Origin of the sequence: Dactylosporangium maewongense (assembly GCF_039531485.1) — a bacterium.
GTDB lineage: Bacteria > Actinomycetota > Actinomycetes > Mycobacteriales > Micromonosporaceae > Dactylosporangium > Dactylosporangium maewongense.
Map to the genome: position 1 here is coordinate 40,624 of NZ_BAAAQD010000011.1, position 16,298 is coordinate 56,921.

At 73.6% G+C, this 16,298-nt stretch carries 12 protein-coding genes; 5 read left to right on the forward strand and 7 right to left on the reverse strand.

What is annotated here, in order from left to right:
• Positions 1–31: 31 nt before the first annotated feature.
• Positions 32–2,539: a LuxR C-terminal-related transcriptional regulator gene (locus ABD332_RS26585; RefSeq protein WP_344504851.1), complete on the reverse strand. Its 2,508-nt coding sequence runs from the start codon at positions 2,537–2,539 to the stop codon at positions 32–34.
• 303 nt (positions 2,540–2,842) lie between these two features.
• Here ABD332_RS26585 and ABD332_RS26590 point away from each other — a divergent pair, with 303 nt between their 5' ends.
• From ABD332_RS26590 to ABD332_RS26605, 4 genes are read left to right on the forward strand one after another with little or no spacing between them, the layout of a single operon-like run.
• Entirely contained in the window at positions 2,843–4,354 is a 1,512-nt protein-coding gene (locus ABD332_RS26590; RefSeq protein WP_344504852.1) for a dynamin family protein, read from the forward strand.
• Positions 4,355–4,379: 25 nt separating this feature from the next.
• Positions 4,380–5,183: a nucleotide exchange factor GrpE gene (locus ABD332_RS26595; RefSeq protein WP_344504853.1), complete on the forward strand. Its 804-nt coding sequence runs from the start codon at positions 4,380–4,382 to the stop codon at positions 5,181–5,183.
• Positions 5,180–7,099 (forward strand): dynamin family protein, encoded by a 1,920-nt coding sequence (locus ABD332_RS26600; RefSeq protein ID WP_344504854.1) that lies wholly within the window; start codon positions 5,180–5,182, stop codon positions 7,097–7,099. The genes ABD332_RS26595 and ABD332_RS26600 overlap by 4 nt, the downstream gene beginning before the upstream one ends.
• Positions 7,100–7,111: 12 nt before the next feature.
• Positions 7,112–7,831 (forward strand): hypothetical protein, encoded by a 720-nt coding sequence (locus ABD332_RS26605; protein WP_344504855.1) that lies wholly within the window; start codon positions 7,112–7,114, stop codon positions 7,829–7,831.
• Positions 7,832–7,911: 80 nt separating this feature from the next.
• Here the strand turns inward: ABD332_RS26605 and ABD332_RS26610 are convergent, their stop codons facing one another.
• Entirely contained in the window at positions 7,912–9,867 is a 1,956-nt protein-coding gene (locus ABD332_RS26610) for a putative bifunctional diguanylate cyclase/phosphodiesterase (RefSeq protein WP_344504856.1), read from the reverse strand.
• Positions 9,868–9,984: 117 nt separating this feature from the next.
• Between ABD332_RS26610 and ABD332_RS26615 the strand changes: the two genes are divergently transcribed.
• Positions 9,985–10,533, forward strand: a complete 549-nt coding sequence (locus tag ABD332_RS26615; RefSeq protein WP_344504857.1) for a GNAT family N-acetyltransferase — start codon at positions 9,985–9,987, stop codon at positions 10,531–10,533.
• Here the strand turns inward: ABD332_RS26615 and ABD332_RS26620 are convergent.
• The 5 genes from ABD332_RS26620 to ABD332_RS26640 form a co-directional block, all read right to left on the reverse strand.
• Positions 10,490–11,443: a lysophospholipid acyltransferase family protein gene (locus ABD332_RS26620; RefSeq protein ID WP_344504858.1), complete on the reverse strand. Its 954-nt coding sequence runs from the start codon at positions 11,441–11,443 to the stop codon at positions 10,490–10,492. The two genes, ABD332_RS26615 and ABD332_RS26620, sit on opposite strands and share 44 nt — an antisense overlap.
• A 166-nt stretch (positions 11,444–11,609) precedes the next feature.
• Complete coding sequence (gene murJ, locus ABD332_RS26625; protein WP_344505245.1) at positions 11,610–13,172, reverse strand: murein biosynthesis integral membrane protein MurJ; 1,563 nt, start codon at positions 13,170–13,172, stop codon at positions 11,610–11,612.
• Positions 13,173–13,243: 71 nt separating this feature from the next.
• Positions 13,244–14,461 carry an MFS transporter gene (locus tag ABD332_RS26630; RefSeq protein WP_344504859.1) on the reverse strand — a complete coding sequence of 406 codons (1,218 nt, stop codon included), beginning with the start codon at positions 14,459–14,461 and terminating at the stop codon, positions 13,244–13,246.
• Positions 14,454–15,107 (reverse strand): helix-turn-helix domain-containing protein, encoded by a 654-nt coding sequence (locus tag ABD332_RS26635; RefSeq protein WP_344504860.1) that lies wholly within the window; start codon positions 15,105–15,107, stop codon positions 14,454–14,456. The genes ABD332_RS26630 and ABD332_RS26635 overlap by 8 nt, the downstream gene beginning before the upstream one ends.
• 331 nt (positions 15,108–15,438) lie before the next feature.
• On the reverse strand, positions 15,439–16,260 hold the full coding sequence (locus tag ABD332_RS26640; protein WP_344504861.1) for a hypothetical protein: 822 nt from the start codon (positions 16,258–16,260) through the stop codon (positions 15,439–15,441).
• Positions 16,261–16,298: the final 38 nt, after the last annotated feature.

The following is a 16,298-nucleotide window of genomic DNA, read 5'->3' on the forward strand; positions in this document are numbered from 1 at the left end:
CAGGCACCACCGCACAAGTGCACACCGTTACTCATCCAAGGTCCTCGATCGCGAGTGCGGCGGCTTCGGTGCGGGTGCGGGCGCCGAGTTTCCGCATGCCGGAGCGGATGTGGGTTTCGACGGTCTCCCGGGAGATGCCGAGCTGCCCGGCGATCCGGCGGGTCGGTTCGCCGTTCGCGACGAGCCGCAGCACGTCACGTTCCCGGTCGGTGAGGTCGTCGCCGGCGCGCCGGCCGCGGGTGTCCCGGCGGATCGCGTGACGGCGCAACGCCCGGCGGGTCCGGCCGAGCAGGACGACGAGCCCGGCCTCCTCGGCGAGCCGTTCGGCCTCCAGCAGCGGCGGCACGGCCCGTTCCGCGTCCTCCTCGAGGGTGCCCTGGGCGAGCAGGCACCGGACCTCCTCCCGGCGGGCGAGGTCGCGCCAGGCGGCGGCGGCCGCCGCGAACAGGTCCGGGGCCTTCCACGCGTCCAGGGTCGTCGCGACCGCCGCGAGCGGCCGGTCACCCTCCCCGAACCCCGCGTCGGGGGATGCGGTGTCGCCGGCGTCGTACGCGGCCCACCGGGCGGTGATCCGGCGCAGCCCGTCGACGAGCGGCGGGGCGGGCAGGTCACCGGCGCGGCCGACCGCGTGGTCCGGCTGCCCGTCCAGCCACGCCGCCTCCCGCGTCACCCAGTCCAGGACCGGGCCCGTCGACGACGGCCGGCCGGTGAGCGCGTCCAGCCGCGCCCGGGCCGGGGCGAGCAGCCCACCGTCGGCCTCGGCGAGGCTGGCGGCGGCGACCGCGTAGCCGCGGGCGACCGCCGGGAGGGTCCGGTCGGTGAGGTCGCCGGCGCGGCGGACGACCTCGTCGATCTCGTCGCCGCGCAGCGCATCGCACCACAGCTGCGCGGCGATGAACCGGGTCTGCCACGAGTAGGCGAGGTCACCGGCGCACGCCGCCGCGGCCGCCGCGGCCGCGTTCGACGCCTCGGTGAGCCTGGCGTCGGCGGTGAGGGTCTCCACCAGCAGCCACGCCGACCAGCGGGCGGCGAGGACGTCACCGGCCTGCCCGGCCGCCGACGCGGCGGACGCCAGACCGTACTCCCAGCCGGGGCGGCGGGTGCCGGCACGGACGGCGGCGATCGCCGCCCGCAGCCCCGGATGGGCGGGCGCGTCACCGTGGACCCGCAGCAACTCCTCGGCGCGGGCCAGCGCCGCGTCCGGGTCCCGGGACAGGGTCGCGAGCAGCCGCACCCGGTCGCGGGCGCCGACGACCTCACCGGGCTCGCCGTCACCGACGGTGGTGACGGCGTCGGCGGCGGCCGTCGCGTTGCCCTGCTGCAGCAGCGCCTCACCACGCAGGACGGCACCGACGGCGCCGACCGCCGGGTCGGTGACCGCGTCGGCGGGCAGGACGCGCAGGCACGAACCGGGCCGGCCGGCGGCGAGGGCGGCGCGGGCCGCGTCCAGGCGCACGTCCGCGGCCGGCGACACACCCGGCAGGTCACAGGCGAGCAGCAGCAGCTCGGCGCGTTCCCCGGTCGACGCGGCGGACCGGGCGGCGCGGACCGCGACCTGGTACGCGTCGGTGTGGGCGCCGGCGGCGGCGAGGTGCCGGGCCGCCTCCCGCGGCGGGACCAGACCGGCGAGCCGCCGGTGCAACGCGACCCGCTCCGCCGGCTCCAGGAGACCGGCGGCGACCTCCGCCGTGTACGGCGACACGGGCGCGGCGATCCCGGCGGCGTCGACCTCGACGAGACCGGTTCCGGTCAGCTCCGTGATGCCCTCACCGAGGACGGTCGCGGTGACCGGCCGGCCGAGCAGGCCGAGCGCCGCCATCGCGGTGCGGGCGGGACGGTTCAGGTCGGCGAGCGCACCGGCGACCGTGTACGCGAGACCCTTGTCGGAGTCGAGGGGGGTGCCGCCCTGCGCGACGTGCTTCGCGATCGCGGTCACGGCGAGGGGGACCCCGCCGGCGCGGCGCACGACGTCGGCGACGACGGCGGTGGTCGCGCCGGGCGCGATTTGCCGGACGAGCGCGGCGGCGGCGTCGGCGGGCATCGCCGGCACGTTCAGCCACGCCGTGGCGGCGGCGCGCAGGACCTGTTCGGCGTCGCCGGGCAGCCGGTGCGGCGTACGCAACGTGACGGCTATCCGACAGTGTTCGGCGATCGCGGGAAGTGCGGCGACCGTCAACGGATCCGCCCACTGCAGGTCGTCGAGCAGCAGCAGACCGTGACGGACCCGGGACCGGACGGCCTCGGCGAGCAGCGGCGCCTCATGTGACGGCAGTCGCACCCGCACCGCCCGGGACAGCGGCAACGCGGGCACGCCACGCAGCATCGCGAGGGCACCACCGGCGAACACGGTGCCGCGGAACGTCTCACCGAGCCGTTTCAGCACCGTGGAGCGGCCCGTGCCGGGCGCGCCCGCGATGACCACCAGACCGGGGTTACGCAGGGCGTCGACCGCCGCCGCGACCAGGTCGGCGGGCGGCCACACGGCGGCACCCACCGTCGCCCGCCCGGCCGGCACCCCCACCGGGACAGCGGCGGGCACACCGGCGACTGGCTCGTCAGTCGGTGCCTCAGGCACTTCTCGCCTCCATTCGTGGCACGAACATGGGATCCTGCGCGCGCAGGATATTCGTAATGTGTGTGCCGTACGTGCGTGACATGACGGTCTGATTCCACCCGGGAGCGAGTAATGAGCGAGGACCACCCCTTGGAACCCCGAGGGTACGTCGGCATTCTGGCTGAACACACCGGCCTCGCGCAGTCGGTGATCAGTCTCCACGGCGACGTATCCGCGCCCGGTTCAGGGCTTGTGTCCGGCCACACCGCGGTTCAGGGCTGACGGGCCGTGGCTCCAGGACCACTCAGCTCCCGGGTCGCGGACCTGTGCGCCGAGGTCGGCAACCGGCTCGGCGGCGGCGCCCAGGCGCAGGTCGTCGACGTGCGGCGGCGGCTCGGCGAGCCGCTGCGGGTCGCGATCGCGGGCCGGCTCAAGTCGGGCAAGTCGACGCTCGTCAACGCGCTCATCGGCCGGCGGGTCGCCCCGACCGAGGTCGGTGAGTGCACCCGCATCGTGACCCAGTTCCGGTACGGCACGTCCGACCGGGTCGACGTCGTGAAACGTAACGGCGCCCGGGTCAGCCTGCCGCTGGACGAGGCCGGCATGATCCCGCAGCGGCTCGGCGTCGCCCGCCACGACGTCGCGTACGTCGACGTGACCCTTACCAGCGACCACCTGCGGGACCTCACCGTCGTCGACACGCCCGGCCTGTCCAGCGCGAACACGTCCGTGTCGGACCAGGCCCGCCGGTTCCTGTTCTCCGAGGCGCCGATCGACGACGACCTCGACTCCGACTCCGCCGGCGCGCTGTCCGGCGCGGAGGCGATCATCTACGTGTTCACGCAGTCGGTGCGTGAGGACGATGTGCAGGCGCTGGAGGCGTTCCGGTCGATCTCCGCCCGGCTGTCCAGCAACCCGATCAACTCCCTCGGCCTGTTCAACAAGGTCGACAAGCTCGCCGGCGGCGGGCAGGACCCATGGCCGATCGTGGCGCCGCTCGCCTCCGACCAGTCGAAGGTGCTGCGCCGGGTCGTGTCCGACGTGGTCCCGGTCGTCGGGCTGCTCGCCGAGACGACCGAAGCCGGCCGGCTGACCGCGGCGGACTGCGAGGCGCTGCGGCAGCTCGCCGCGCTCCCGCAGGGCGAGCGGACCGTGCTGCTTGCCTCCGTCGACCTGTTCACGACCCGTGAATGCGGGATCACCCGCGAGTCACGGGAGCGGCTGCTGCGGCTGCTGGACCTGTACGGGATCTCGTTCGCGATCGCGCAGCTGGTGAACAAGCCGACCCTCGCCACCGGTGAGCTCGTCCGGATGCTGTTCCAGGCGTCCGGGTTCCCGCGGCTGCGGCAGACCCTCGACCACGCGTTCCGGTGGCGCACCGACGCGATCAAGGCCGGGTGGGCGCTGTCGAGCCTGGAGAAGATCGCCAGCCACGCCGAACGGCCCCACGACCGGGAGCTGCTCCGCGACGCGATCGAACGGGTCCTGCAGCAGCCGGAGTCGCACCGGCTGCGGCTGCTGGAGGTCGCGCAGCTCGTCACGACCGGCGCCGTGGACCTGCCCGACCAGATGGAAGGCGAACTGACCCGCCTCGCCCTGTCCAACGACCCCGCCTGGATCCTGAACCTGCAGGGATCCGACCGTGACCAGATGGTCCGGGCCGCGTTGGACGCCGCGACCCGCTGGCGCGCCTACGCCGTCGCCGGTGCCAGCCCGTCCCAGTCGCGGGTCGCGCTCGTCGCGCACCGCGGCTTCTACCTGCTGTCCCAACGTATCCGTGGCCAAGCCCGTGTCAACTGAAGGCACCTACCCCCAGGAGCCGGGAATGCTCTCGTCCAACAACAGCCTGCGTCTCGTCGCCGTGGCTGTTGCCCTGATCGTCGCCGTGCTCACCGGCGTCGCGACCGGTCTGCTCAGCGGTGGCCCCGACTGCCCGGCGGTGCCGGCGCAGACGGCCGCCACGACCGCGCCGGCGCCGGCGCCGACGACCGCGAACGGCGGCGCCGGCATCGGTGACTCCATCGGCGGTGGTGGCGCCCCCGAGGCGCCGCCGAAGCAGCAGCCGGCGACCCACGCCGCGCAGGTCGTGCAGGCGGCGACCCCGGCGTGCACGACCCGGGAGACGTTCGGGGTGACCGCGGCGGCGACCGCGTTCGTCGGGGCGTTGCTCGTCGGCGCGGCGCTGCTGCTGCTCCTGCTGCTGTCCGCCCGCGGCCCCCGGCAGGTGCAGGTCCCCGTCACCGCCGGCCACAACGGTGGCGGACCCGCCGAGCACGACCGGCGGGCGCTGGTGCAGGCGTGCATCTACGTCCGGGACCGGGTCACGTCCAAAGCGCTCGGCGACCGGCTCGGCGCCGCCCTGAAGGAGGCCGGCGTCACCACCCTGGAGCCGACCGGGGTCCGGTTCGACCCGGCGCACCACGAAGCGGGCGGCGCCGCCCCCAGCACCGACCCGGCGCTGATCGGGTCGATCGCCGCCGTCGAGGTCCCCGGCTACCTGGACCGTGATGGGCGGGTGCTGCGCGCCCCGATCGTCACCGTGTACCAGGCGCCCCGCAACCCGGGCGGGCCGACCGGCGCCCACCCGACCGTCCCGCAGAACAACCAGCACAGGGAGCAGCCACGATGACGTCGACCGAGAACGCGGCGCCTCCCGCGAACGGCAAACCGAAACCACCGAGCCCGGAGGCGGCGCTCGGCAAGCTGCTGAAGGCCGGCGTCGACGGGTCCCTCGCGTACCTGCGCAAGATCGACCCGGACGCGGCCGCGGACGTCGACACCGAACGCCGCCGGGACGTGCAACGCCCCCGCATCGTCGTCGTCGGCGAGACGAAACGTGGCAAGAGCAGCCTCACGAACATGCTGATGGGGGTGCCGAACCTGTCGCCGGTCGACGCGGCCGTCGCCACCGCCTCCTACCTGGAGTTCACCCACAACCCGCAGCACGGCGCCCGCGCGTACGTGCCGGGCCGGGAGGACCCGATCCCGATCAACCTCAGCGACCTGCGTGACTGGGGCACCGTCCTCGGGCGGCTCCCCGACGGGATGCGCCCGCCCCGGCGGATCGAGGTGCACCACTCGGCGCCGCTGCTGCAGTACCTGACGCTGACCGACACGCCCGGCACCGGCGGCCTCGACTCGATGCACGCCGAGGTCGCGATGGACGCCGTCGAACGCGCCACCGCGCTGCTGTTCGTCGTCGACTCGTCCTCACCGTTCTCCAAGCCGGAGATGAACTTCCTCATCGAGGCCAGCAAGAAGGTCAACTTCGTGCTGTTCGCGTTGACGAAGGTCGACGCGTACCCGGGGTGGCGCACGATCCTCGCCGACAACAAGGGGCAGCTGCAGACGCACGCACCCCGGTTCGGGGCCGCGCCCTGGTTCCCCGTGTCCGCGAGGCTCGCGGAGCTGGCGATGACGCTGCCGAAGGAGTCCGCGGGGGAGCTGATCCGCGAGTCGCGGATCGCGGAGCTGCAGCACGCGCTGATCGACCTGGCGAAGAAGGGGCACCTGCTGCAGCAGGCGAACGTGCTGCGGTCCGTGCGGTCGGAGTACATCCGCGTCGACCAGGAGCTCGGCGACCGGATGAAGGCGACCGACCCGGACCCGAAGGACGCCGAACGGGCGAAGGAGGAACGCGCGCAGGTCGCGACCCGCAAACGCACCGAGTCCCGGCAGTGGTCCCTCGCCCTGTCCACCGAGACGCAACGGGCCCGCGTCGAGGCGACCACCAGGCTGCGCTCGTACATGACGCAGCTGCAGGAACAGTTCATGGAGAAGATCGACAAGGGCGGCCGCGGCGACATCAGCGAACTGCCCGCGGAGGTCGACAAGGCCCTCTACGCGCTGTCGGTGCGGCTGTCCCACGACCTGGAGTTCCGGTTCCGGAAGGTCGGTGAGCGGGTCCTCGCGCAGGTGTTCCACCCCAACGAGCTGCAGCACGTGCTGCGGCAGCTCAACGCGAAGCTGCGGCACGCCCTGGGCACCAAGCCCCGCCGCGACGGCGGTGGCGGCGACGGCGCGATGGTCGTCATGTCGTCCGCGGGTATGGCGATGATGGCCGGCCGGGGCGCGATGGCGGGTGCCGGCGCGATCGGTCTCGCCGGCGTCGCCGGCGCCGGGCTCGTCATCCCCGTCATCGGCATCGGTCTCGGTCTCGCCGCCGGCGCGTACATGATCTTCAAGCGGAAGAGCATGACCGACAAGCAGCAGACCCGCACCTGGCTGCGGGAGGTCCTCGGCGAGGCCCGGGCCGCGCTGTCCGACGAGATCATGCACCGGTTCACCGACCTGCAGTACGCGCTGACCCTCGCCCTCGACGAGGCGATCGAACGGCGGCTCAAGCAGCTCGACGCGCACATCGCCAACATCGACAAGTCCCTCGCGGAGGACAAGGCGGAGCGGGCGAAGCGCAAGGCGGCACTGAACACGGAACGGGAAGGTCTGCGGGCCCGCATCAAACAGGTTGACGAGGTCCTCGTGCGGGTACGGGCACTGGCGCCGAACGCACCCGCGGACGCGGCCGACGCACCGGCCGAAGCGTAAGGGGGTTGGATCATGGACGGGCACTGGGAATGGTCGGAGTCCGGGGACGAACCGGACACCGGTGACACCGCCGACCTCGGCGGCGGCCACACCGACGGCGCGTTCGAACAGGGGTTCGGTGACGGGCACGCGTTCGGCGACACCGGGTTCGACGGGCACGACGACTACACCGCGCTCGGCGACGGGCACGACAGCCACGGCGCCGACGACCTGGAGGAGCCGCTCGGCACCGAACACGCCGCCGACGACTACGACCAGTCCGTCCACCACGAAACCTCGGACGCCTCGCACGCCTCGGACACATCGGACGCGCACTTCGAGGACGCGGACGGTGACCCGAACCAGCACGCCGGGTTCGAACCCCTCGCCGACCACCACACCGACGTCGACACGGACGTGGACGGCGGGGCGGAGCCGTTCGGCAGCGACCCCGACCTGCACGGCGACACCGACGGCTGGCCCGGGCACACGTTCCCGGAGGAACTGCACCTGGACAGCCCACCCGAGCCCGTCGACGGGTTCCCGTGGACCGACGCCGACGTCCTCGGCGGCCCCGACCACACGGCGGCCGCGTTCGACCCGGCGGTGACCGCGGACCCGGCGAGCCCGGCGGACCTGGCCGCGTACGACGGCGCGGACGTCCCGGCGGGCGCGGACCCGTGGGCGCCGCTGCTGGCGTCCGACGACCCGGCCACCAGCTCCCTCGCCGGGTTCTGGGCCCCGCACACGTAACCCCGGGGGTTCGGTTCAGGCCCGCCACGGTTGTCGTGGCGGGCCTTCGCCGGCTTCGCGGCCCCCTTCGCGGCCTCTGCTCAGCGGGCCGGGGCCGGTTGCAGCCAGGGCCGCAGGTGGTCGGCCGGCTCCGGCCGCGCGTAGTGGTAGCCCTGCGCGATGTCACACCCGAGCCGGCGCAGCGCCTCCACCTGACCCGCGTGCTCCACACCCTCCGCGACCACCGTCATCCCCAGGTTGTGCCCCAGGTCCACCGCGGAGCGGACCAGGACCGCGTCGTCGTCGTCCGCACCCGACAGGTTCACCACGAACGACCGGTCGATCTTCAACTCGTCGACCGGCAGCTGCTTCAGGTACGCCATCGACGAATACCCGGTGCCGTAGTCGTCGATCGACAACCGCACCCCGAGCCTGTGCAGCCCCCGCAGCGTCGCCGTCGCCAGGGCCGGGTTCGCCATCACCGCGCTCTCCGTCACCTCCAGCCGCAGCAGCTGCGCCGGCAACCGGTGCTCGGTCAGCAGCCCCTCGACCCGGTCCCGCAACGCCGGGTCAGTCAGGCACCGCGGCGACAGGTTCACCGCCACCGGCACCGTCCACCCCGCCGCCCGCCACGCCGACGCCTGCGCCACCGCCCGGCCCAGCACATGCGTCGTCAACAGGTTGATCAGGCCCGTGTTCTCCGCCATCGGCACGAACTCAGCCGGCGCGACCAGCCCCCGGGTCGGGTGATGCCACCGCACGAGCGCCTCCACCCCGCACAGCTCCCCGGACGCGAGCGCCACCTTCGGCTGGTAGTACAGGACCAGCTCCTCCGCCTCGGCGAGCGCCCGACGCAGATCCCCGAGCAGCAGCAACCGGCTCGGTGGCGCCGCAGTCGTCGCCGGCTCGTACACCACGGCACCGTTCTTCGTGTCCTTCGCCGCGTACATGGCGACGTCCGCGGCCCGCAGCAGCTCATCGGCGGCCTCCGCCGTACCGGCGTCCGGCTGCCGCACCTGCCGCACCGCGATCCCGATCGACGCCTCCACGTCCACCGTCACGTCCCGCAACACGAAACTCTGATGCAGCCGCTCCTGCAACCTGCCCGCGAGGGCCCGTGCCCGGTCGACGTCGGCGCCCGGCAGCAGCACCGCGAACTCGTCCCCGGACAACCGCGCGACCGTGTCCCCGGCCCGCACCTCACCCGTCAACCGGGCCGCGACCTGCACCAGCAGCTCATCGCCGTACTGGTGGCCGAGCGTGTCGTTGACCTCCTTGAACCGGTCCAGGTCCAGCAGCATCACCGACAGCACCGCGTCCCGGGCCCGCATCGCCGCCTCGAGCCGCTCCGTGTACAGGGTCCGGTTCGGCAACCCCGTCAACGCGTCATGCCGGGCCGCGTGCTCGTGCCGGTCCGCCTGCGCCATCATCGCGTTCTGGTACCGCACCACCAGCAGCCCCAGACCGATCAGCAGCACCGCGCCCACACCGACCGCGGTCAGCAGCCCACCGAACACCAGCGCCTCCACCCGGCGCAGCTCCGCGATCGCCGCGTCCGCGCGTCTCGCGTGCAGGTCCGCGGCCGCCTGGATCTCCGCGCTCAACTGGTAGAAGATCCGGTCCACGTCGTCGTTGTTGATCCGCGCGGCCTCGGCCAGGTCCCCGTTGTCGACCGCGGCGAACACCCGCAGCACCGCATACCCGTACTCGTCGTGGACGTGCCGCAGCCGCAACGCCAGGTCCCGGTCCGGCGCCCCGCCGCGCGCCTCCACATCCTTCAACGCCGCGTGCAACGCCGCCCCCGCCATCGCGTGCCGCGCCCGGACCGCGTCGCCGCGGTCCAGCCGGTACTTGCGCTCCAGGGACTCCTCTTCGGCGATCGCCTTGTTCGCCCGCGCGTACGCGTCGGACAACGCCGTCGACCGGGCGACCGTCTCCGCCGCGTGCCGGGTCCTGCCGACCCCCATGACACACAACACGGCCACCGACAGCAGCACCACGCTCACCCCGCCGATCGCGAGCCGCCACCGCCTGCGGGTACGCGCCGACGCCTGCATCCGCTGCCCCCTGCTGCCGTGCGTCCCCGCCGAACCGGGCTGTCGTGTCCACGTCGGCGGGGCCAGGGGAGCGGGGGAGCGGTTCGTGGGAGCGGTCCGGTTGCGATACTGCCCGCCGTGACCCCTTGGACGCCGGCCCCTTGGAAGCTCCGACCCGCCCGCGCCGGCGACGCCACCACGATCGCCGAGCTCCGCGCCGTCGTCCTGCGCCCGGACCTGACCCGGCTCGGCCGGTACGACCCGGTGCGGGTCCGGGAGCGGCTGCTCGGCTCGTTCGCGCCACGGCACACGACGGTGATCGAGGTCGCCGGTGCCGTCGCGGGCTGCGTCGCGCTGCGCCCGGTGGCGGGGGAGCTGTGGCTGGAGCACTTCTACCTGCGGCCCGACCTGCACGGCCACGGGATCGGCTCCGCGGTGCTGCGGACGCGACTGGACCGCGCCGACGCCGACGGGCTGCCGGTGCGGCTCAACGTCCTGCAGGGCAGCGCCGCCCGCCGCCTCTACGAGCGGCACGGCTTCACCGTCACCGCCGCCGACCCGATTGACGTCTACATGCTGCGGCCTGCCGGTATCGTCTCGCCGGCAGCCACCGTTTCGTCGGCGGCTACGGTTTCGTCGGCCGTCACCGGGCCGGGCGGTGCCGGCGCTGCGTCGACAACGGCCTGACCGGGTCGACGTACCGCGGCAGGCGCGGCTCGTCCACCCGGAGCTTGACGAGTTCCGCGGTGATCGCGTCGATGATCCGGTCCGTGGCCCGCTGCGCCGACCCCGGCACCCCCGGGTCCAGGTCCGACAGGTCGACCGGAGCACCGAAATGCACCCGCACCACCGGCCGGCGCAGCAGCGACCGCCCCAACGTCCGCACCGTCGGCCCGAACCCGCCCCACGCCGCCACCTCGTGCGCACCCCACTGCGCGACCGGCACCACCGGCACCCCGGTCCGCAACGCGATCCGCGCCATCCCCGTCTTCCCCCGCTCCGGCCACATCCCCGGGTCGAGGGTGATCCGCCCCTCCGGGTACCCGAGCACGTGCGACCCCACCGCGAGCGCGTCGGCGACCACGTCGACGGCGTTGCCGACGTCCGCCTGCCGCCGGTTGATCCTGATGTGCCCGGCCGCCCGCATCATCGACCCCACCACCGGCGCCCGGAACAACCCACCCGTCGCCATCAACCGCGGCGCCAACCTCGCCACCCGGCACGCCGCGCTCATCGCCACCGGGTCGAACGGCCCGATGTGGTTCACCGCGAACACCACCGGCCCACCGCGCAGCTCCGCCGGCACGTCCCCGGTCACCCGCATCCGCGCGACCGGCCGCACCACCTCCCTGGCCAGGACCAGCAGGAACCGCCACAACCGCGGCACCCGCCACGGGTCGCCGGCCGCCGGCGCCGCTGCGGGCACCTGTGCCGCCCGGTCGTCCGCCTGTGCTCCAACCGTGGGCGCCGCTCCGGGTACGTCCGGACCCGTGTCCACCAAGGAGCCCACGGCACCGTCGACCGCGGCGGGGGAGACGCTCACCTCGCCGCCGGCAGCACCATGTCCGAGCGCCGCACCCTGCTCCACGTCTGTCATCCCGCCACCGTCACTCCGAACTGAACCAAGGAACGGTAGCGCCACCCCTGCCACCACGCACATCCCACCGCCGGTCCTTCCAGCGGCCCTCCCATCCGGCCGGCGCCCAGTGACGGGCAACAGCCAACCGGCAAGCGATTACCGGCAATCCAGTAATCGGCAATCCTCAGCTGGTCCGGATGCCGGCCAAGGCGACGAACACGAGCTGCCGCAGCTCGGTGAGGCGCATCATACGGCCGGCCACGACGTACACGACAACGCCGACGACACCTGCCGCGGCGGACGTGACCAGAGCCGCCCCGAACCCGGGCGTGAGCAGCGGCGTACACACGAGCACCGCCACCGCGGCGCAACCACCGGCCAGCCCGGCCGCGACCCCGACCCGCACGTGCGTGCTGACGAGCCGCCGGCCGTCGATCCGCCCCAACCGGCGCCGCAGGACCGCGGCCGCCGCGACGAGACCCGCCGTGTACGCCACCGCGTACGCCAGCGGCACCCCGACGACGATGTCCGCACGCGGCAGCACCCACGCCGCGGCGAAGCAGCCGCCGACCCCGACGACCGTCACCCCGACGGTGATCAGCGCCGGGGTCCTGGTGTCCTGCAGCGCGTAGAAGCCCCGCTGCAGGATCATGTAACCGGTGAACGGCACCAGCGCCACCCCGAACGCCGCCACCACCGCACCCAGCAGCGCGACCGCCGGCGGTGCGCTGCGCCCGTGCGCGAACAGCAGCGTGGCGAGCTGCGGGCCGAGCACGAGCATCGCCGCCGCGACCGGAGCGAGCGCCACCACGGCGAGCCGCACCGCCCGGGACAGGTCCTCGGTCATCCGCGCGTGGTCCCGCCGCACCGCGTGACGGCTGAGCCTGGGCAGGATCGCGGTCATCACCGACACGGCCACCACCGCGAACGGCATCTGGAACACCGCGAACGCGTTCTGGTACGCGCTGATCCCACCCGGCCCGCCGATCGACGCCACCCGTGTCGCCGCCACGATCAGGACCTGCGCCGCGACGACCGACACGAGCACCCAACCGCCGAGCCGCCCGATCCGCCGGATGCCGATGCCCCGCGGATCCAGCCGCGGCCGCAGCACGAACCCGCTCCGCGCCAGCGCCCACACCACCAGCGCCGTCTGACCGACCACCCCGCCGGTCGTGCCGACCGCCAGCACCAGCAGCTGCGGCCCGGTCAACGCGTCGATGCTCGTGCCGCCCCCGACCAGCAGGTACACGACGCTGACCGCGATCACGATGACGCTGTTCACCAGCGGCGCCCACATCGGAGCAGCGAACCGTCCCCGGATGTTGAGGACCGCACCGGCGGTGGCGCTGACGCCGTAGAACAGGATCTGCGGCAGGAAGAACCGGCTGAACACGACCGCCAGCGCGAGCTCCTCGTCGGCGAACCCCGGCGCGTACACCCGCACCAGCCACGGCGCCGACACCATCGCCGCGACCGTCACCGCCGCCAGCACGTAGAACAGCAACGTCAGCAGCCGCTGCGCGTACACGACCCCGTCATCGGGCTCGGTGACCGCCGCCCTCGCGAGCAACGGCACCACCACGCTGGCCATCGCACCGCCGACCACCAGCTCGTAGACGGCGTTCGGCAGCGTGTTCGCCACGTTGTACCCGTCCAGCAGCCGGCTGCCCAGCCCCAGCGCGGACGCCAGCACCACCAGCCGCACGAACCCGGCGACCCGCGACACCAACGTCGCCACCGCCATCCCGCGCCCCGCCCGACCGACCGAACCCCGCTGCGCCATACCGCCCTTCATAGCGCACCGCCGGGCCGCGTTCAGCCCCCGGCCGGCGCGGCGGCGGCGGTGAGCGCCCGGTGACGGAACAGCAGCGCGGTGACGGCGACGCCGGTGGCGAGATAGCCGAGGCCGGCGACGACGAAGACGGTCGGCACATCGGTGGCGTCGGCGAGCACGCCACCGGCGAACCCACCGACCGGGATACCGCCCCACACGGCGGTACGCCAGACCCCCTGGACGCGACCGAAGAGCTCCTCAGGGATGAGGGTCTGCCGCAGCGACATCGTCAGCACGTTACCGATCATGACAAGGCACGCGGTGACGAGGAACAACGCGAACGCGGACACGGCGTCGCTGGTCAGGCCCATCCCGACGACGGCCGGTGGGGTGCACAGCGCCACCGCGCTCAGCGTGCCCGTGCGGCCGAGCAGGCGGCCGACGTACGGTGCGGCGAGCCCGCCGAGCAGGCCGCCGACGCCTCCGGCGAGCAGGAGCAGCCCGTACCCGCGGCTGCCGACCTGCAGCACGTCGAGGGCGAACAGCACCAGCACCGACATCGACATGGCCTGGAACGCCGCGGTGAACCCGAACAGCACGGTGAGTCCGCGCAGCAGCGGATGGCGCAGCATCCACCGCAGCCCGTCGCGCATGTCGGCGCGCAGCGACCCGGTCGGCGCGAGCGACGGCCGGTACGAACCGGGCACGGTGAGCATGATCAGTGCGCAGAGCGCGAATCCCGTGGCGTTGACCGCCAGTGGCGCCGCGACCGCCACGGCGAACAGCAACGCGCCGACCGGCGCGCCCAGGAACAGCTGCCCGACGGTCTCGGCCGTGACCAGCCAGCTGTTGCCGGGGTCGAGCTGCCCCGGCCTGACGAGCTGGGGCAGCAGCGCGTTCGCCGCGCTGTCGTACACGGTTTCGGCGGCGCCCAGCGTGAACACCGCCGCGTACAGCAGCGGGACCGACGCGTGCCCGGTGCCGGCGGCGGCCGCGACGACGCCGATGACGCCCGCCCGCACGAGGTTGGCGACCACCATCGCGCGGCGGCGGTCACCGCGGTCGACGAGCGCCCCGGCCGGCAGCGCGAACACCAGCCAGGGCAGGAACGCCAGCGAGTACAGCCCGGAGATCAGGACCGGGTCGCGGGTGAAGGTCGCGGCGAGCAGCGGGAGCGCGGCCCGGCCGATGCCGTCGGCGAGGTTCGACGTGGCACTGGCACCGAACAGCCGCCAGTAACGGCTGCCGAGGCTACCCATCGCCGGCCGCCCTGCCAGGCCCGTCTCCGTCTGCGTCTCCGTCTCTGGCGGCGTCCGGCTCACCGGGTTCACCGACGGGGAACCCGGCGAACTCGACACGGACCCGGCGGGTGTCCGGGCCGGGCGGCAGCTGCCGGTACCGGTCGACCACCGCCTCGACCTCGAACCCCAGCGCCCGCAGCTGCTCCGGGGTCAGATCCAGGTGCGCCTGCTGGCGGCTCACGGCCCGTTGCCACGGCAGCGGCCACTGCGACAGCGTCCTGTAGAACTCCATGAGCCGGCGGTGCGACGCCTCCAGCAGGGTCGCGATGACGGTGCCGGCCGTCGCGGCAATGCCGCTGGGTGCCCGTTGCACGCTGGCGGGCATCGTCCATCCGCCGGTGACCGGACGCCACCACCGCTCGGGACCGGTGCCGGCACCGGCCACCTCCTCGATGAACCCGTGCCGGGCCAGCTGACGCAGGTGATAGCTGGTGGCGCCGCTGCTCTCACCGAGCTCCGCCGCGAGCTGCGTGGCGGTGGCCTGGCCGCGGACGCTGAGCGCCTCGAGCAGCTGCAGCCGCAGCGGGTGCACCAGCGCCTTGAGCGCGCCCGGCTCGGGCACGTACCCCGGCGACGCGACAGGAAGGTCCGCGGGATCGACCATACGGCCGAGGCTACGCCTGCAAAGAATCCTTTGCAAAACTTTCTTTGCACGATGTGCGCATGACAGAGCTGGGGGAGTCGGGCGTGAGGCCGCTGCGGTGCGGCGGTTCGTGCAGATCAGCCCTGTCGGCGGAAGAACCGACCCGATCCACGGCACGAGCGTCAACACCCGTCAACGTGAACGGCTTCCGGCCCGACCTGAGGCCTTCGCGCCGGGTGCCTGATGGTTGACGTGTCCGTCCATCAGGCACCCGGCGCCAGAACGTGCTGCCCGGCCGGGGCACGAGCGGCCGGCCGGGCACTGATCAATCCCGGAGGTCCGGGGCTCGGCGCTACTCTGCCTCGCGGAGCTCGGCCAGGCGGGCCTCGATCTCCGCCAGCTCCGCCCGCAGCCGCTCCGCCTGGGACTCGGCCTCGGCACGGGCGGCGGACACGATCTCCTCGACCGCCTCGTGGACGCCGGGGACGTCGAGCATGCCGACCATCTTCAGCGCCTCGCTGGCCTTGATGACATACGGCTTCGCGAGGGACTTCGCGCCCTGGTTGGCGGCCACGGTCCACTCGCCGTCCGCATACGCCAGCGTGACCGTCAGCCCCGCCGGCGCCTTCGGCTTCGGGGCTGCCTTCTTCGCCGGTGTCGCCCTCGGTGCCGGCACGCCCGAGGACTTCTCCACGGGCTCCCGGTCCTTCGCGCTGTCCTTGCCCGCGTCTTTGCCGGTGTCCTTCGCCGCGGTGTCCTTGACCCCGTCGCCGTCGGCCGCGGCGCCCGCCTCTGCGGTGGCGGGTGCCGGGTCGGCCTGGGCGTCGGAGCTGGACAGGGCGGAGTCGGTGGGCTGCTCGACGGCGGGCGCGGACACGGAGCTCTCCTCACGAGGGGCGGGAACGATCGGGGTGCGACGCGCCGGCGCCGCCTTCGGAGCGATCTTCAGGTCGGCGGGGGAGAAGGGCAGCTCGTCGCGGCCGAACCGGACCACCACCCATTCCTCGGACAATTCCGGGTCGGTCAGCTGCACGACCTGCCCGAGCTGCCCGGCGATCTGGCCGGCAGCCTCCGTGAACACCACCTTCGGCTTCCGGCCGGCTGCGAGGGTGTCCCGGATCTGCTCCAGCTCCACCGTCGACAAGCCTCCGGCCGCGGTCCGCGCGGCTACCATCGCACCCTCCTCAGTCGAACATGTGTACGGGAACGTTC